The sequence below is a fragment of the Bacillus cereus group sp. BceL062 genome (genome assembly GCF_051780025.1).
Classification (GTDB): Bacteria; Bacillota; Bacilli; order Bacillales; family Bacillaceae_G; genus Bacillus_A; species Bacillus_A toyonensis.
On sequence record NZ_JBPWGY010000009.1, the window covers coordinates 134,061 to 151,003 of the forward strand.

The following is a 16,943-nucleotide window of genomic DNA, read 5'->3' on the forward strand; positions in this document are numbered from 1 at the left end:
TGACTTCTATAAAGTTTAGTTCTAAACTAATAGTATGAAACGAGCGAGGTGATGAAATGAAAACAGAAGATAGATTAGGACTATTATTATGGTTTCGTTTATCACGTTTTTATAACAAGAGTATTCGTGAGACGAATCAGCATTTGAAAAAATGGAATGTATCTGCCGCTCAGTTTGATGTACTAGCTCAAGTTGGAGGACATAATCGTTTAACGCAGCAAGAGCTTGGGAAGAAGCTATTTGTTACGAAAGGAAATGTCACGCAGCTTTTAAATAAAATGGAGCAGCTGGACTGGATTGGGCGTGAACAAGAAGGTACTACGAAATATATTTCGTTAACAGAAAAGGGAAGAGCTTTATATGAGGAGATCGTCCCGCCCCAGGAAACGTTCCAAGCGGAGCAGTTTCATAAATTAAATATAAAAGAACAAAATCAATTATTAAAATTACTAAAAAAATTACAGTAAGAAACAATTTTAAAGTAAATCTTGAATTCGAGATAATATGAGGTGAAGGATATGTTTAGAAAAGTTGATCATAAAAATATGGGTAGAGCAAATCACGGTTGGTTAAATACACATTTTCATTTTTCCTTTGCTAATTATTACAATCCAAATAATATGAATTTTGGAGCGTTACGTGTTATTAACGATGATTTAGTAGCGGCACAAACTGGGTTTGATATGCATCCGCACCGCGATATGGAAATCATTTCTTACGTTGTAGATGGTGCCTTAACACATGAAGATAGCATGGGTAATAGAGGAACAATTGAGCGTGGACATGTTCAATATATGAGTGCTGGTACTGGTGTATTTCATAGTGAACATAATTTAGGAAATGAAACATTGCGTTTATTACAAATTTGGATTTTACCAGACCGTGCTGATCATAAACCAAACTATGGTGAGTTTAAATTTGATTGGAGTAAACGTGATAATGAGTGGTTCCATATGGTTTCCCCAGTGGAAGGTGATGCGCCAATTCAAATTCACCAAGATGCGAATTTATATTCTTTATCGTTAGAGACTGGAAAAGAAATTCATTTTCCTGTGAAAGAAGGCCGTCAATTGTACCTTGTACAAATTGAAGGAAGTAGTGTGATAAATGGTGAGATACTTGTTATGCGCGATGCGGCAGAAACAGTAGAAGAAGATATTCATATCCAAGCGAAAGAGCAATCACACTATTTAGCAATTGAGCTAAAAAAATAACAAAATGTTTATAAAAAAGAGGACACCTGATAGGGTGTCCTCTTTTTGCGTGGAATTATCTGAAAAATGTTTCTCAAATTTTTGGAAGAGGTATCAGGTTAAAAATTCAGAATTTTATAAAAGTGTCAAAAATCTTTATGGGAATGGGGAATGTTATAGTGAAAAAGCAAGTCATTTCATCAGCATTAGCGTTAACTGTTATCGCCGGGGGATTTGGAACGTTTGGAGCAACGACAACGAAAGCGGAAGAACAAAAAATTCAATATCATCAAGAATTTAAAACACCTGCATACATAGGTGAAGAATGGAAAGCACCGGAAGGACTAGATAAAAAAGAGACGGTCTTTCAATATTTAGAGAGTAAAAAAGATATGTTTAAATTAGCAGGAAACATTGATAAACATTTCAATGTCGTTGGGGAAGAAAAAGATGCTGAATCTGGTACGACACATGTGAAGTTAGTTGAGAAACATAATAACATTCCTGTGTACGGTTCAGACCAAACTGTTACACTAGATAAAGAGAATAATGTAAAAGCATTCTTCGGACAAGTTATTCCGAATTTAGAGGATAAAAATATTCCTACCTTTGCAAGTATTAGTGCAGAACAAGCAGAAACAATTGCAAAGGCAGATATTGAAAAAGAAGTTGGTAAAGTAAAGAATTATGATGGTGTGAAAAAAGATTTATTTGTGTATGAAAAAGATGGAAACTACTATCTTGCATACTTAGTTAAGGCATCGATTTCAAAACCAGCTCCAGGCTATTGGCATTACTTTGTTGATGCAACAAATGGAAATGTGATTGAGAAATATAATGCTGTAGATAACATTACAGGATTTGGTTACGGAGTATTAGGTGCTAGACAATCATTTGAAATTGCTCAAAATGAGAAGACAGGAGCATTCCATTTATTTGATGGTAAGCGTGGACAAGGTGTTCATACGTTTGATGCAGAGAATATGGATGAAAACTGGTTTAACATATTCTCACAATGGTTTGGATATACAGGTGTCGAAGTAGAAAGTAAAAATAAGTTCTTTGATGACAAAGCAGCGGTTGATGCGCATGTAAATGCAGGAAAAGTATACGATTACTACAAAAAGACATTTAACCGTAACTCTTTCGATGATAAAGGTGCGAAGCTTATTTCCTCTGTTCACGTAGGAGAAAGCTGGAATAACGCAGCTTGGAACGGTATCCAAATGATGTACGGTGATGGAGATGGCAAGACATTTATTCCATTATCTGCTGGCCTAGATGTTATCGGGCACGAATTAACACATGCTGTAACTGAGCATACAGCAAACCTTGTTTATAAAAATGAATCAGGTGCGTTAAATGAATCGTTATCTGATATTATGGGTGTCATGGTTGAGAAGAAGAGCTGGGATTTAGGTGCTGATATTTATACACCTGGTAAACCTGGTGATGCGCTTCGTTCTCTGAAAGATCCAGCATCTATTCCAAACCCATTAAAACCAGGTGAAGGTTATCCAGATCATTACAATAAACGCTACACTGGAACAGCTGATAATGGCGGCGTTCATATTAACAGTAGTATTAACAATAAAGCTGCGTACTTAGTATCTGATGGTGGCACGCATTACGGCGTGAAAGTAACTGGAGTGGGCCGTGAAGCGACAGAAAAAATTTACTACCGTGCTCTTACTAAATATTTAACTGCAAACTCTGACTTTAAAATGATGCGTCAAGCAGCACTTCAGTCAGCAGAAGATTTATATGGTAAAAACTCTAAAGAGTTACAAGCTGTAACGAAAGCTTATGATGCAGTAGGCGTTAAATAATAAGAGAAAAAGACCTGACTATGATGTCAGGTCTTTCTTTATTTAGTCGCGAATACCTAATGCGATTTTCGCCATACGTGACATACGTTCTTTCGACCATGGTGGATTCCAAACGACATTTACTTCTATTTCGTTTACTTCAGGTACGTTCGTTGATAGTACTTTTTTAACGTCTGATACGATTTGACCAGCCATTGGGCAGCCGATAGAAGTCATCGTCATTGTAATGATAGCATTATTATTTTCATCCGCTGTAACGTCATAAACTAATCCAAGATTGATAATATCAACACCTAGTTCAGGATCAATAACAGCTTCTAAGTTTGCATATAATTTTTCTTCAAATGCTTGTTGTGACATGTGTAGCCCCCCTACAGATTAATGATATCGATTCTCATTATAACGGATATATGTATAATGTGCAGGGAATGAGCTCAAAAAAATATTCCTCTTGAAAGAGGAATATTTTTTTGAGCTATTCAGTTTTAAAATGAGATACGAGTTGATCTAATTCTTCAACCATTTGTTTCATTTGTTTTGCAGTTACTGTCATTTCATTCATAACAATAACCTTTTTCTCAGCAGATTGTGCCGTTGCGGCTGTTTCACTAGATACTTCATTTGAAGTAGAAGCGATGTTATTAAGTGAAGCATTTATTTCTTCAGCGCTTGCAGCCATTTCTTCAGCAGTTGCTGATATGTCTTGCATTTGAGTGGATACTTTATTTACTTGTTCAACAATTGTTGTGAAAGAAGTACCAGCCTCACGAACGACAGTAATGCCTTCAAATGCTTCAGAACGACCTTTAGACATCATAGAACTAGCTGTTTCTGTATCATTTTGAATTTGATTTAGTAATTGGTTAATATCTGTTGCAGCAGTTTTAGATTGTTCCGCAAGTTTACGAACTTCATCAGCTACGACAGCAAATCCTTTTCCTTGCTCACCAGCACGAGCTGCTTCAATAGAAGCGTTTAAAGCAAGTAAGTTTGTTTGCTCAGCGATATTAGAAATAGATTGTACAGCCGTATCAATATATTTCGTATGAGTGATTAGACGTTCGACTACTTCTGATGTAGCATTTACAGCTTCATGTATCGTTGTCATTTGTGAAACAGATTTTTGGATAACAGTACTTCCGTCGTTAGCATGTTCAGATGTAGCTACAGCAAGTTCGGCTACAGATGAAGCAGATTCAGCGATGCGTTGAACGCTTATTGCCATATCATCCATCGCAGTTGAGCTTTCTTCCATACTAGAAGTTTGCGATTGAATACTTGAATTTAAGTTGGACATCGAGCTTTGAACTCGTATTGTTGCCTCGCGTGATGTATTAGTCTTTTCTAGCATATTTTCAGAAGCTGTTTGTACTTCTACAGATGTTTTTTGAACACGATTAATGATATGTTGCAGGTTTTCTAACATTTTATTAAACGATGATGCAATTGCACCGATTTCATCATTGCTATTTACTTGTAGACGGGCTGTTAAGTCGCCTTCTTGAGAGGCTAATTCTTTTAGCTTAATATCAATTTGTTGAATTGGTTTTACAAGCTTACCAGAGAACCACCATGCAAGAATAATTGCAGTTACAATACAAATAACAAGTGATAAGAAGACAACATATTCAATTCGTAGTGAAGATTGATCGATTTTTTCAATAGATTGTTCGCGTAATTTAGCTTGTTCATTACTGTAATTTGTGAAATCACCAATTACTTTATAAACAGTACCATTTTCTGTAGAAGCTACTTGTAAAGCTTCTTCCCATTTTTGTTCTTTTGCAAGAGTGAATACTTTCTCTTCAATGAACTTTCTCCAAGTGGATCCTAATTCCATTGTGCTTTTCACGGACTGAGAGGTGTTAGGGTTAGAAAGAAGTTGCCCTTTTGTATCTTCAAGACGTTTACTCATCTCATTAAACTTGTCTAATTCGACTTGATCATGTTGTAGTAAATAACCTCTTAAAGCAGAAAGTTGTACTTGATAAGCGTCTCCGCGCTCTTTCAATTCTGTTGCAAGAGGAGAAATTTCTTTTTGTAATGTTTCAGCTTTATGAGACTGATCCATGGTAAAGAATAAAATAAAAGCTAAGGCAATGCCGAATAAAGCACAAATCGTTCCCATCATGAACATTAGTTTTTTTCTGATACCTATAAAATTCATATGATAAAAAGCCTCCTTTGTGAAATCTTAGTATTAGAATTAATTAATGTAAAAAATTGAAAGAAAGCTTTATTCCAGTAGGAATAAAGCTTTCCTCTTTCCTTTAGGAATTATAGCAGACAGAATGGGAGATAGAAAGAGATATTTTAGCGTGAAAAAAGAGAGACTCTAAATCGCTCTTTCTAACAATTTAGAGTTCGTAGAAGTATAAATGGAATTTTCATTTTAACCATTTGTTTTGAAATGAGAAACGAGCACTTCAAGTTCTTGTGCAATTGTTTTCATTTCTGATGATTTTTTAGCAACGATACTCATTTTGTTTACTTGGTTACCAGCTGAAGTTGCTGTTTGTGATGTTTCGACAGCAACTTCATTTGAAATAGAAGCGATACTATTTAAAGCTGCATTCATTTCTTCAGCACTTGCGGCCATTTCTTCAGCAGTTGCAGACATTTCTTGTATTTGTGTAGATACATTGTTAATGTGATTAACAATTTCTGAGAATGAAGATCCAGCGGTACGAATGACTGTAATTCCTTCAGAAGCTTCTGACTGACCTTGTGTCATCATGTCATTTGCTATTTTTGTGTCCGCTTGAATTTGATGAAGTAAATGGTTAATATCAGTTGCTGCTAGCTGAGATTGTTCAGCAAGTTTTCGTACTTCATCGGCAACAACAGCGAATCCTTTTCCATGTTCACCAGCACGGGCCGCTTCAATAGATGCATTTAAAGCGAGTAAATTCGTCTGCTCGGCAATATTAGAAATAGATTGAAGTGCAGTATCAATATGATTCGTATGTGTAATGAGTCGCTCTACCACTTGTGATGTAGCGTTAACAGCTTCGTTAATTGTATGCATTTGTGTAATAGATTTCTCAATGACTTTATTTCCATCATCTGCTTTTTCAGAAGTTGTAACAGCTAGGCTAGCGACAGAAGAGGCAGTTTCTGCAATACGCTGAACACCCGTTGCCATATCATCCATTGCGGTTGAACTTTCTTCGATGCTAGAAACTTGGGAACGAATATTGTGCTCAAGAGCATTCATAGTCTCTTTCGTTTTTGCGGTATTTTCCATAGAAGAAGTTGTTTCGATAAATACATTTTCAGAAGCTTCTTTTACACTTGTTGATGTTTGTTGAACTTGTTTTATTATATGCTGTAAGTTAGCAAGCATTTGATTAAAGGAATTTGCAATGTCACCAATTTCATCTTTACTCGTTACGTGTAATCTAGCGGTTAAATCGCCATCTTGAGAAGCTAATTCTTTTAACTTCGCATCAATTTGTTGAATCGGTTTAACGAGTTTACCAGAGAACCACCATGCCAATAGAATAGATGTTAATGTACATGTAATGAGTGAGAAGAAAATAATATATTGAATAAGGGATGAAGAAGACTCTACTTCAGCAATTAATACATCCCGTTTGTCATTTTCTTCATTTGCATATTTAGTAAAACGACTTAAAAGATCATTTACATAATCTGTTTGAGCAAGAGCAATTTTGGATGCTTCATCCCATTTTCCTTCACGCGTAAGAGGGAGGACTTCATTATCTACGACGCTGCGCCATTTCGCTCCCATTAAAATGGCCTCTTTCATTCCTTCTGGGAGTTTTTTATCACTTGTTACTTTCTCCCTAGTATCAGCTAGTTTTTTTCCTTCTCGGTTGAATTTATCCAATCCTTTTTGGTCATGTGATAGTAAATATTCTTGTAAACCAGCGACCTGTGCTTGGAACCAATCGCCACGTTCTTTTAAAATCGTTGCTCTTTTCGATACATCATTCTTTAACGTTTCGATTTCACTTGCTTGATGCATCGCGAATGAAAGAATAACAATAAGAGCAATGCTAAATAAGGAAGAAATGCTTAAGAGTGTGAACAGTAGTTTTTTTCGAATGCTAACATATTTCATCGTTACCCCTACCTTTTTAAAACTATTTATTATAATGTATAAATATTAAGAGCAGAATCAATAAAAACATGATTAAGAAGTTATTAATCTGTTCCATGAAAATTATAGCAGATAATGGAATATGGCAGATTAATGTGAGTAAATGTTCTTAAAATGTATACATTTGTATATCAAAAAATTCATAAATAAAAATTAGAAATGGTATTGTAATTTGAAATAACATCATGTATACTTCTAATTAGTTGATAACGATTATCAGTATCAACTAAAACATTACTCTTCGTTATGTTGGTCATACCCCTTTTTGACGACGTAAGTCAGAGACAAAATGTTGAAATATCTTGTGTCCTATTCTACAGAATTATGGTAATCTCCAACCTCAACTTATATGCGTAAGCATGCAAAAAGGATCCTATCCGTGAAGGGATCCTTTTTTGCATGTTGTCGCAATTAATGTATATAGACCTGGTATACGTTCTTCAATTCCTTCAGGTGAAGTAGAAGGGAAAACCCACCTTTGATGAGATCCGTGTTCTTCAACTAGCTTTTCAATTTTAAAATGTTCTTCCGCAAGTGTTGTAATTATTTCTCCTAGCGTCCAGCGACGGATGGTTGTTTTAGGCAATGATTCTTTCTGCGCTTCTGTAAGAAGGATGCTATAAGCAACATCATCTTCAATCAATTCTTTATCGAAATAATTTCCATTGGCCCGAAATGATGGATGATCTACACCTAATAATTTAGTGTAAACAGGATGATAGTCACGAAGGATAAGCATTCCATCTTGTTTAAGTAAGTTAGCAATCTTTTGAAAGAGTGGTTTTAAATCTAAAAAGTAATGAAGTACACCAAGTTCCAGCAAGACGACATCAAATGATTCGGAAAGATTTACATCCAGTACATCAGAGACGATGTATTGGATAGAGACACCAGCGGCTTCTGCAAGTTCATTTGCATATTTGGCATTACTCGCTGAAATATCAACAACTGTTACGTCAGATCCTAATAGGGAAAGAGCGACGGCTTTGTTTCCTTTTGACCCGAGTAAATTAATAATACGTTTTCCTTTTGGAGATTGTATGTAAGGTAAATAATGTGCTACTTCGCGTGTGGGCTCTTCCGTAATCTTTTTCGCATAATCAACTGGCGCCCCGTGGCGATTCGTCCAAGCTTCATAAGCAGCTGCATTCCAACTTTTTTCATTCATCATGCTTAGTTGCTTTTGATTCAATGTTATCACTCCTTTTGTGAACGTATAGTTATTCTGCAGGGGAAGGGGATTTCCTTTTCTTTTTAAATTAAAGTTTGATTTTTCTGTAATTAAGCCGTAAAATACGTGTTATACGTAAAAGCGTTGAAAAGGAAAAGTAGGATGAAACCATTCTTTCCAGAGAGCTTCGGTAGGTGAGAAGAAGCAAGAATATTCATTTGAACAATGGCCTTTGAGCTTCGTCCTGAACTTATCAAATGATAATAGTAGGCGGCGACGAGAGTTGGTACTCGTTATCAAAACCACAGTATAAGAGCATATAGCTCCGTACTTGTTAAGGCTAATTATGTGAGTAATTGGCGAAATAAGGTGGTACCGCGACTGTTTATACAGCCCCGCCCTTATCTTTTTTAAGATAGGGGCGGGGCTTTTTATATTTAAAAGGAGGAATGTAAGATGAGTATTTTTATTGGAGGAGCTTGGCCGTATGCAAATGGTTCATTACATCTTGGACATATTGCGAGTTTGTTACCTGGAGATATTTTGGCACGTTATTATCGGGCAAAAGGTGAGAATGTGTTGTATGTTTCAGGAAGTGATTGTAATGGAACACCGATTGCAATTAGAGCAAAACAAGAAGGTGTGACGGCGAAGGAAATTGCTGATAAGTATCATGAAGAGTTTGAGCGATGTTTTCGTAGCCTTGGTTTTACTTATGATTGCTATACACGTACAGATAGCGAGCATCATCATGAAACAGTTCAAAAAGTTTTTTTACGTTTATTAGAGGAAGGTTATATTTATAAAAAAACAGTGGAACAAGCATATTGCGAAACGTGTACGCAGTTTTTACCAGATCGTTACGTAGAAGGAATTTGTCCTCATTGCCATGAAGCAGCAAGAGGAGATCAATGTGATGCTTGTTCGGCCATTTTAGATCCACTCGATTTGTTAGAAAAGAAATGTAAGTTATGTGGTAGTACGCCATCCGTACAGGAAACAGAGCATTTCTATTTCGCACTGCATACATTTCAGGAGAAAATTAAAGGAGTCGTAGAAATTGCAAAACAAAAAGGAACATGGCGTGATAATGCAATTCAGCTAACAGAAAGATATGTAAAAGAAGGGTTGCAAGATAGGGCAGTATCGCGTGATTTACCAGTCGGGATTCCAATTCCAGTGGCAGGATACGAAGATAAGAAAATTTACGTATGGATTGAAGCAGTGACAGGATATTATTCTGCAAGTAAACATTGGGCTGAAAAAACAGGGAAAGATGACCAAGAGTTTTGGAATAAAGAAACGAAAACGTATTATGTACACGGAAAGGATAATATTCCATTTCACTCTATCATCTGGCCAGCGGTATTACTTGGAGTAGGAGAAGAAGCAATTCCTCGTCATATCGTTTCAAATGAGTATTTAACGGTAGAAAAAAGAAAATTATCGACAAGTAAAAACTGGGCAGTATGGGTACCTGATATATTAGAAAGCTATGATCCAGATTCGATCCGTTACTTTTTAACAGTAAATGCACCAGAAAATCGTGATACTGATTTTTCGTGGCGTGAGTTTATTTACAGTCATAATAGTGAATTGTTAGGTGCATATGGGAACTTTGTGAATCGGACATTAAAGTTTATTGAAAAGTATTATGATGGCGTTGTACCGAAGGGAACTATTCATGTAGAGCTGAAAGATAAAGTAGAAGGATTATATAAAGAAGTAGGAGTGGCTATTGAACAAACTAAATTTAAGGTGGCGTTAGAGACAATATTTGATGCAGTACGTTTTGCAAATAAATACTTTGACGAAAAGCAGCCTTGGAAACAAAGAGAAGATGATCCAGTTTCATGTGAAGAAACGGTTTATAATTGTGTTTATCTTATCGCTAATTTTGCAAATCTCCTTGAACCATTTTTACCATTTTCAAGTGAAAGAGTTCGAAACACATTGTCGATTGTTAAACGAAATTGGGAGCCGCAAAATACGTTGCCGAATAAAATTGATAGCGTGCAGCCATTATTTGAACGAATCGATGTAAAACAAATTGAGCATGAGATAGAGAAGCTATATGGAGCGGTAAAGTGAGATAGGGAAAAGACCTTTCAAATAAATGAAAGGTCTTTTCTTATGCGCTATGCACACGATTATGTTTGTTTTCTTTTCTATACGTAAGGAGCTGAGGAGTGAAAATACCAAACAATATAAATATAATTCCAATCCACTGCATAAGCGTTACAACTTCATGTACAAGTGTAATAGAAGCGATAATGGCAGTTGGTAATTCAGCTGCACCTAATATTGTACCAAGTCCTATTCCGACTTTCGGTACGCCAATTGAAAAACAAATGACAGGTACGACAACGCCGAATAATCCGAGGAAGAAAGCATATTTCCATAGACCGGCTTGCAGGGCACCATCTGTTAAAAAGGTTGGCGGGAAGAATAGGCAGACGATAAGGGTAGCACTTGTTGTCATGAGAAAGCTTTTCGTATAAGGTGGAACATCTGTAGCAACGCGTCCACTTGCAAAAACATAGAATGAAAAAGAGACAGCAGCTAATAGTCCAAAGATAATACCTTTCGTAGAAAAACTTTCTCCTAGCCCTTCAAAGACACCGCCAGCAAACAATGTACCAGTGAATAAAATGATGATAGATATAACTTTTTCACGGCTTGGAAACGTTCGATTTGCAATAGCCTCGATGACTACTCCGATCCATGTGAACTGGAAGAGTAGAACGACAGCGATAGATGCTGGCAGTTCTTCTACAGAAATAGCATAGAAAATACCAGTCATACTCATTGTTGTGCCGACTGTTAGTAATGACAAGAATTGCTTTTTTGTTACTTTATGGCGTGAAAAGAAAAGAACGAGCAGAAGTAGTCCAATCCATCCGAAGACATATTGTCCCCCTAATAGTTGATGTGCTGAAAATCTGTTAATAAATCCGAGTTTGAAAATAGTTGAAAGCACGCCGTAGCTACAAGCACCGAGTAAAACGAGTAGTGAATACTTAAACTTCTCCATAAAAATCCTCCTTTTAAAATAAAAAACGCCCGCTATCCAAATAAGGACAACGGGCGAACGAAACAGAGTAACATACTCTACAAAATTCCGCCATTCATACGAAGTATGAATTTGGGGTATGAAATTACAATAGGTTTTACATTGCCTTTGGGAATACAATGGAGCATTTTACACCTTGAGGTGTGTTTTGTATTCCATAAGGAAACTGATGTTTATCTAATATTTGTTTTACAATATATAACCCAAGACCACTACCTTGTACTAAGCCATGTTTATCAGGATTTGCGCGATAGAATGGCTCAAATAAATGGGCAAGTTTATCTTCATCAATTTGAGAACCTGTATTTAATACTTCTAATGCGTAACCGTTTGGCTTTTCATAAAGCTTTATATATACATGCTGATGGTCAATTGTATAATGAATTGCGTTTGAAATAATGTTAAAAATAGCAGTTTGCATAAATTTAGGATCAGCTAAAATTTGTACATCTTGTTTAATGTTAGATTGAACATTTAATTGTTTTACAGATACAAAATAATCTACTTTCTTTATAACGTCCTCAATAATATTAGTCAATGAGATAACTTTTAAATTTGGTTTAAATTGAGGGTTTTGTATTTTGGATAATTCTGACACCTTTTCCGTTAATATGTTAATATCTTGCATCATCTCATATGAACGTTTTAAATATTTATCTCTATCTTTATAAGCGCCAATTCCGTGAATCATGCCATCGAGTTGTCCCATAACGGCTGCGATTGGTGTTTTTAATTCATGGGATATCATAGACATAAATTCTTTACGAGATTGTTCTAATTGTTGTTCCTTCTTGATTTCATTTCTTAAATCTTGATTGCTTTCGTGTAAATTTTTCACAATAGTAGGTACTTGTGAGGCAGCTACTTGCAAATTAAAATCTGTTTGATCTGTATTTTTGTTAAGTAGCTTTTTATCTGAGAAATCAAGATTCATAATATCTTTTAAAGCATCGCTCATATATTGGAAAGGTTTGGCGATTATTTTTGCGTAGATTAAAGATCCAAGCAGAGATAATGCAAGCATTGTCGCCCCAATATGTGGAGCTAATTGCTGCAACACATCTGTTAACGATGGATTATCATGTGTATCATTTGTTTTACTTGCTGCATTTTGTGTATGTAAGGCATCATTGTTAGTAACTTGTTTTTCCGCTTCTGTAAGTGATGACGTTGTGTTACTTTTCCCCGGAATATTTTGTGCATGTTCTTTTGCTTTTGCAGTTTGGCTAGGCTGCAAAAGATGATTGATGGCTGTAGAGAGTGTATTCATGTCTATTTGAGAAGATTGAAAATTAGAGATGCTACTCTCTGACACAGCTTTATTTTGCTTTGTTTTACTTTGGTCGTTTTGTTTGTCTGATTCCGCTTGTTCCGCAGTTTGCGTTTCAGACGCTTTCAAACGATCTTTATCGTAATTTGAGGCTAGAAAATAAATAATTTGATAAAGACAAAGTGATAACAAAATACAAAATAATAAGGTTTTGATGAATATATTTTTGGTGATGTTGTCTTTGCTACGATTCGATTTTGTAGCCAATGCCTTTCACCGTTTTAATATAAGGAATTTCTAATTTTTTTCGTAAGTTTTTAATATGTGTATCTATAACTCTCACATCACCATAATGTTCATAGCCCCATACCTTATTCAACAAATCACTTCTTGATAGTACTTTTCCCCGATTTTGCAGTAAAGTATATATAATTTCAAATTCTTTTGTAGTCAATTCAATTTGATTACCATGAACATAAGCGGCATATGCTGTAGAATTTAACATCAATTCATGGAATTGTAGTATAGTTGCAGCTTCTGCTTCCTTCGTTGCTGCTCTTCTTAATACAGCTTCTACACGTTTTATAAATACGGTGTAATGGAACGGTTTTGTAATATAGTCATCAATACCTAACTCAAATCCTTTAATTTCACTTTCTTCATTATGTAAGCCTGTTAACATAATGATTGGTACATCAGATTGTCCTCGCATAATTTTACAAATACTATAGCCATCTATATCTGGTAACATTACATCGAGGAGGACAAGATCGTATGAATTTTTTTGGAAAAGAAGAATGCCTTCTGTTCCAGCACCAACTACATCAACAGTAAAGTTTTGTGCCATTAGAAATTCACGAATAAGTTCTTGTATATCTGGGTTGTCTTCAATCACCAGTATATGCGTCATAGTAACACCTCCTAAATAACGCTTTTTACTGCAATATTCGAATTCATCATTTTTCGGATGACTCAGATTGTTTATACATATAATAAGCCCCCGCTATAAAATAGTAATGAAAGTAGCAAGGGGGATTGTTTAGTGTCACTGAATATTTCAGAATTACAGTAGTTCTATTATAGTATGTATTGTAAAATTTATAAAATATTATAACTGTATAATTTTAATATCCATGTTTATCAATGTTACGATGATGTTGAACGCAATCTATTTTTATTATATATGTAAATACAGTTGTTTTGCTACTGTAAATGAATAAATAAAATAAGCCAAGACATAAAATTCTTGGCTACACGTAAATCTTGTTCTTAGGTTAATTTACAGTGACAGTAGCTTGCTGCTGAATGCGCTCAAATAACCAGTGAATATCATTGTTAAACATACGAATACAACCAAGTGTTGTTGCTTTCCCGATTGCTTGATTATTGTTAGTTCCATGAATTGCATACGTTGTTCCGTAAGTTCCTGCCATATTTAATCCGAGCCAGCGGTCCCCAAGTGGATTACGTGGATCGCCGCCTTTAATTTTTCCTGTATAGTAAGGACGGTTTTTAATTTTATTTACGATTTGAAAAGTACCCTTAGGTGTTGGTGTTGCTGCTTTTCCAGTAGCGACAGTGAAACTTTTTATGAATTTTCCATTTTGATAATAATCCATTTTATTTAGTTGTGTGTTTACGATAAGCTGATCTTTCGTTGTAGCTGCTTCTGCAGTAGTGAATGGAAGAGTTAAAAATCCTAATGATAATAGCGCACTTAATAATAATTTTTTCATTATATTCTCCTTTTACTTCTTGTAGTAGTCTTACATACAATGAATTTGTAATCCTCGTAATGCTTGATTGACATTTTCATCTAATGTTTCAAAGAAGGTAGTAATCTTTGGGTTGCATTTGTTGTTTTTATCAATAAGTAATCTTTCGTTTAATAAAAGCTCACCATGTAGTCCAAAACTTTGAACTTGAATATTTAGTTCATCTTCAGTTTCAGAAATAATCGGTAAGAAATAGTGAAAAGCTTTCGTTGGAATGATGTAGCTTTTGCCAATCATGCTTTCTTGATTTGAATTCACCCATTTTCTAGTGACAATCTTAATGTTCTTTTTTGAAACGATAAAAGACAGCGTAGTAGATTTTGTTAAACTTACGTCAAATTCATTTGTTTCACATATTTGTAAATTAAAAACGGTTTCATTTTGATGAGATTCAACATTCGTATTAATAAAATCGTGCATTTTATAAGCTTCCATTTCTTATTCACCCTTTTTTCAATTTCGAAAAGCGACTTATATTTATTCAATTTAATGTTTAGTCATATATTAGCTAAATTTTTCAACAAATTCCGATATAATCTTACAATACGTATATGAAGCTAATATGAAGTTCGTATGAGTTTGTGGTGGTTTTTTATAGAGAACAAAATAAGATAGTTTTCGAGTGTTAAAAATTGGATAAAAAATGTATATTAATGGATTTCATTCGCGTGATATATAGTTGTTAGCTTGTTTTTAAATGCTAATAGATATAAGTAAATAGAGAACAAAAAATTTTAGTGTGAGCCTTACAAAAATGTAATAAAAATGTAAGCTATTGTGATAGTTATTTCGACATTTTTTTTATACAATAATAGTAAGAAGTTGTACGTGACTGAAAGGAGAGATGACATGGAATGGGTTCATGAATTATTTCAGCAATACGGGTATTATGTTGTACTTGTCGGCTTGCTGTTAGAATATATTGCGCTTCCGTTTCCGGGAGAGCCAACATTAGCATATGCGGGATTTTTAGCACAGAAGGGTGATTTAAGTTTACCAATTTTAATTATCTTATCCTTTATTGGGACAAGTGTAGGAATGACGATTCAATACTTTTTAGGAAATAAATTAGGTATGCCTTTCGTTCAAAAATATGGGAAATATGTATTTTTAACACAAAGAAAAATCGACTTAACAAGAATGTGGTTCGATAAGTATGGGTACTTCCTAATCTTTATCGGTTTCTTTATTCCTGGTGTACGCCATTTTACAGGATACTTTGCAGGAATTATTAATCTACCATTCCGTCGTTTTGCGATTACAATTTATTCAGGTGCTCTGTTTTGGGTGTCATTCTTCTTAATCGGTGGTTATTGGTTAGGTGGAAACTTACATGATATTTTTGGGGTGCTAGAAGGTCATATTGGTAAAATCATTTTTGGAGTTATCGTAATCGTAGCAATTACGCTAGGCATTCGTTTCCGTAAACAGTTAAAACGAGTATTGTTACAAAACGCAAGTTAATATGGAATCCATTCTATGTCAAAATTTAGGAAGGTAGTGCAAAAGCACTGCCTTTTTTATTTTATCCCGCTATTTGTCGGGCTGCCCGTAAAAGTCCGATTGGTGAGGGTTGATAATCAGTGGGGGATGAACAAAACCCCACTGATTAAAGTTTCATTTTATGTTCCAATCTATTTTTAACTTTCCTTTTAGCTGATTTCCGCTAACTATAATGTAATAAGTTCCTGTCTTAATTGCCGCGAACTGGTATGTATTAGGTCCAGCTGGAGCTAAATAATTTTCTTCCTCTTGAAATTCACTAGCCATTTTTATGTCCCCCATGTAGCCATTCGAATTTTCAGCTCGTGATTCAATGGTGAATTCTAATATGTTCCCTCGTTTTAGTTCAATTGGGACTTTATGTTCACCACTAAAATGTTGAAAAGATGCTTCGAAAGAGTTATCTGTTTTTGTTTCGACCCATTGTTCTTTTGATGTTCCAAACCTTTCTAAATCTACTAAGTTAATTGTGATAAATATAATAAACATAATGCTTGGTACGAAATATTGTAGCCACTTAAATTTTGTTGCTATAACTGTACATAAATAGAAAGAAAGAGAACATACTGCACCAATTGATCCGAGGAACAAGAACTGTATTAGACTAGCTTCTTTAAATGTTAGGAAGGGAAGAAAAAATAAATAGCCGCAAAAAATATAAAGTAATAATGTCTTCAGTCTTGTATGTGTTTTTAATTTCAATTTATCGATGCAAATAGAACAAAAAAATGCATATGCAGCAAGAATAGGAACGAAGGGAACATATAGCAGTTCTCGTAATCCAGCTAAGAAACTATATAATGTTTGTTGACTAGTTGTTAAGAGAAGCGTGCTAATAAGTAATAATAATAAGAAAGTCGCTGTAAGCTTAGTAAGAATATAGGAAAAAGTAGATAATTTATTCATATGTCACTTCCTTTGTTTAATATTTCACATTCATTATATAGGTTATTTTCATCATAATACATCCTTATTTTTGTCAATTATTATAGTCGTAATGACA

At 34.8% G+C, this 16,943-nt stretch carries 15 protein-coding genes and 1 other annotated feature; of the genes, 5 read left to right on the top strand and 10 right to left on the bottom strand.

Annotated features, from left to right (window positions below):
• The first annotated feature begins 56 nt into the window (after positions 1-56).
• The 3 genes from ACS2MN_RS20720 to nprB all read left to right on the top strand — a co-directional run bounded on the left by ACS2MN_RS20720 (position 57) and on the right by nprB (position 3,022).
• Complete coding sequence (locus tag ACS2MN_RS20720) at positions 57-467, top strand: MarR family winged helix-turn-helix transcriptional regulator (protein WP_000845484.1); 411 nt, start codon at positions 57-59, stop codon at positions 465-467.
• Positions 468-518: 51 nt separating this feature from the next.
• The gene (locus tag ACS2MN_RS20725; protein ID WP_000488933.1) at positions 519-1,214 is read left to right on the top strand and encodes a pirin family protein; all 696 of its coding nucleotides are present in this window, start codon (positions 519-521) and stop codon (positions 1,212-1,214) included.
• A gap of 158 nt (positions 1,215-1,372) precedes the next feature.
• Positions 1,373-3,022 (top strand): neutral protease NprB, encoded by a 1,650-nt coding sequence (gene nprB / locus ACS2MN_RS20730; protein ID WP_000745149.1) that lies wholly within the window; start codon positions 1,373-1,375, stop codon positions 3,020-3,022.
• 42 nt (positions 3,023-3,064) lie between these two features.
• Here nprB and ACS2MN_RS20735 read toward each other — a convergent pair whose 3' ends face one another.
• The 4 genes from ACS2MN_RS20735 to ACS2MN_RS20750 form a co-directional block, all read right to left on the bottom strand.
• Positions 3,065-3,382 (bottom strand): metal-sulfur cluster assembly factor, encoded by a 318-nt coding sequence (locus tag ACS2MN_RS20735; protein ID WP_000082520.1) that lies wholly within the window; start codon positions 3,380-3,382, stop codon positions 3,065-3,067.
• Positions 3,383-3,497: 115 nt separating this feature from the next.
• The gene (locus ACS2MN_RS20740; protein ID WP_001009245.1) at positions 3,498-5,189 is read right to left on the bottom strand and encodes a methyl-accepting chemotaxis protein; all 1,692 of its coding nucleotides are present in this window, start codon (positions 5,187-5,189) and stop codon (positions 3,498-3,500) included.
• A gap of 225 nt (positions 5,190-5,414) precedes the next feature.
• Positions 5,415-7,109 carry a methyl-accepting chemotaxis protein gene (locus ACS2MN_RS20745; RefSeq protein ID WP_000878424.1) on the bottom strand — a complete coding sequence of 565 codons (1,695 nt, stop codon included), beginning with the start codon at positions 7,107-7,109 and terminating at the stop codon, positions 5,415-5,417.
• A 412-nt stretch (positions 7,110-7,521) separates the two neighbouring features.
• Positions 7,522-8,319 (bottom strand): class I SAM-dependent methyltransferase, encoded by a 798-nt coding sequence (locus tag ACS2MN_RS20750; RefSeq protein WP_015001092.1) that lies wholly within the window; start codon positions 8,317-8,319, stop codon positions 7,522-7,524.
• Between the two features lie 135 nt (positions 8,320-8,454).
• Positions 8,455-8,725 (top strand) — a binding site (T-box leader).
• 50 nt (positions 8,726-8,775) lie between these two features.
• Here ACS2MN_RS20750 and metG point away from each other — a divergent pair.
• Complete coding sequence (gene metG, locus ACS2MN_RS20755) at positions 8,776-10,410, top strand: methionine--tRNA ligase (protein WP_000021550.1); 1,635 nt, start codon at positions 8,776-8,778, stop codon at positions 10,408-10,410.
• Positions 10,411-10,450: 40 nt separating this feature from the next.
• Here the strand turns inward: metG and ACS2MN_RS20760 are convergent, their stop codons facing one another.
• The 5 genes from ACS2MN_RS20760 to ACS2MN_RS20780 all read right to left on the bottom strand — a co-directional run bounded on the left by ACS2MN_RS20760 (position 10,451) and on the right by ACS2MN_RS20780 (position 14,872).
• The gene (locus ACS2MN_RS20760) at positions 10,451-11,353 is read right to left on the bottom strand and encodes an EamA family transporter (RefSeq protein ID WP_346994802.1); all 903 of its coding nucleotides are present in this window, start codon (positions 11,351-11,353) and stop codon (positions 10,451-10,453) included.
• A 136-nt stretch (positions 11,354-11,489) separates the two neighbouring features.
• Positions 11,490-12,929, bottom strand: a complete 1,440-nt coding sequence (locus ACS2MN_RS20765) for a sensor histidine kinase (protein WP_000201945.1) — start codon at positions 12,927-12,929, stop codon at positions 11,490-11,492.
• Positions 12,907-13,572 carry a response regulator transcription factor gene (locus tag ACS2MN_RS20770; protein ID WP_000148832.1) on the bottom strand — a complete coding sequence of 222 codons (666 nt, stop codon included), beginning with the start codon at positions 13,570-13,572 and terminating at the stop codon, positions 12,907-12,909. Before ACS2MN_RS20770 ends, ACS2MN_RS20765 begins: the two co-directional genes overlap by 23 nt.
• A gap of 364 nt (positions 13,573-13,936) precedes the next feature.
• Positions 13,937-14,398, bottom strand: coding sequence for a L,D-transpeptidase (locus ACS2MN_RS20775; protein WP_000735064.1), 462 nt, complete (start codon positions 14,396-14,398; stop codon positions 13,937-13,939).
• A gap of 30 nt (positions 14,399-14,428) precedes the next feature.
• The gene (locus ACS2MN_RS20780) at positions 14,429-14,872 is read right to left on the bottom strand and encodes a DUF3978 family protein (protein WP_000388766.1); all 444 of its coding nucleotides are present in this window, start codon (positions 14,870-14,872) and stop codon (positions 14,429-14,431) included.
• Positions 14,873-15,286: 414 nt separating this feature from the next.
• Between ACS2MN_RS20780 and ACS2MN_RS20785 the strand changes: the two genes are divergently transcribed.
• Positions 15,287-15,901, top strand: a complete 615-nt coding sequence (locus ACS2MN_RS20785) for a DedA family protein (RefSeq protein ID WP_000455364.1) — start codon at positions 15,287-15,289, stop codon at positions 15,899-15,901.
• Between the two features lie 153 nt (positions 15,902-16,054).
• Here ACS2MN_RS20785 and ACS2MN_RS20790 read toward each other — a convergent pair whose 3' ends face one another.
• The gene (locus ACS2MN_RS20790; RefSeq protein ID WP_001038196.1) at positions 16,055-16,846 is read right to left on the bottom strand and encodes a hypothetical protein; all 792 of its coding nucleotides are present in this window, start codon (positions 16,844-16,846) and stop codon (positions 16,055-16,057) included.
• Positions 16,847-16,943: the final 97 nt, after the last annotated feature.

Bases quoted from the DNA above. Each gene is read 5' to 3' on its own strand.
- ACS2MN_RS20720 (WP_000845484.1), top strand. From the start codon at position 57: ATGAAAACAGAAGATAGATTAGGACTATTATTATGGTTTCGTTTATCA.
- ACS2MN_RS20725 (WP_000488933.1), top strand. From the start codon at position 519: ATGTTTAGAAAAGTTGATCATAAAAATATGGGTAGAGCAAATCACGGT.
- ACS2MN_RS20735 (WP_000082520.1), bottom strand. From the start codon at position 3,382: ATGTCACAACAAGCATTTGAAGAAAAATTATATGCAAACTTAGAAGCT.
- ACS2MN_RS20740 (WP_001009245.1), bottom strand. From the start codon at position 5,189: ATGAATTTTATAGGTATCAGAAAAAAACTAATGTTCATGATGGGAACG.
- ACS2MN_RS20745 (WP_000878424.1), bottom strand. From the start codon at position 7,109: ATGAAATATGTTAGCATTCGAAAAAAACTACTGTTCACACTCTTAAGC.
- ACS2MN_RS20750 (WP_015001092.1), bottom strand. From the start codon at position 8,319: ATGATGAATGAAAAAAGTTGGAATGCAGCTGCTTATGAAGCTTGGACG.
- metG (WP_000021550.1), top strand. From the start codon at position 8,776: ATGAGTATTTTTATTGGAGGAGCTTGGCCGTATGCAAATGGTTCATTA.
- ACS2MN_RS20760 (WP_346994802.1), bottom strand. From the start codon at position 11,353: ATGGAGAAGTTTAAGTATTCACTACTCGTTTTACTCGGTGCTTGTAGC.
- ACS2MN_RS20770 (WP_000148832.1), bottom strand. From the start codon at position 13,572: ATGACGCATATACTGGTGATTGAAGACAACCCAGATATACAAGAACTT.
- ACS2MN_RS20775 (WP_000735064.1), bottom strand. From the start codon at position 14,398: ATGAAAAAATTATTATTAAGTGCGCTATTATCATTAGGATTTTTAACT.
- ACS2MN_RS20780 (WP_000388766.1), bottom strand. From the start codon at position 14,872: ATGGAAGCTTATAAAATGCACGATTTTATTAATACGAATGTTGAATCT.
- ACS2MN_RS20785 (WP_000455364.1), top strand. From the start codon at position 15,287: ATGGAATGGGTTCATGAATTATTTCAGCAATACGGGTATTATGTTGTA.
- ACS2MN_RS20790 (WP_001038196.1), bottom strand. From the start codon at position 16,846: ATGAATAAATTATCTACTTTTTCCTATATTCTTACTAAGCTTACAGCG.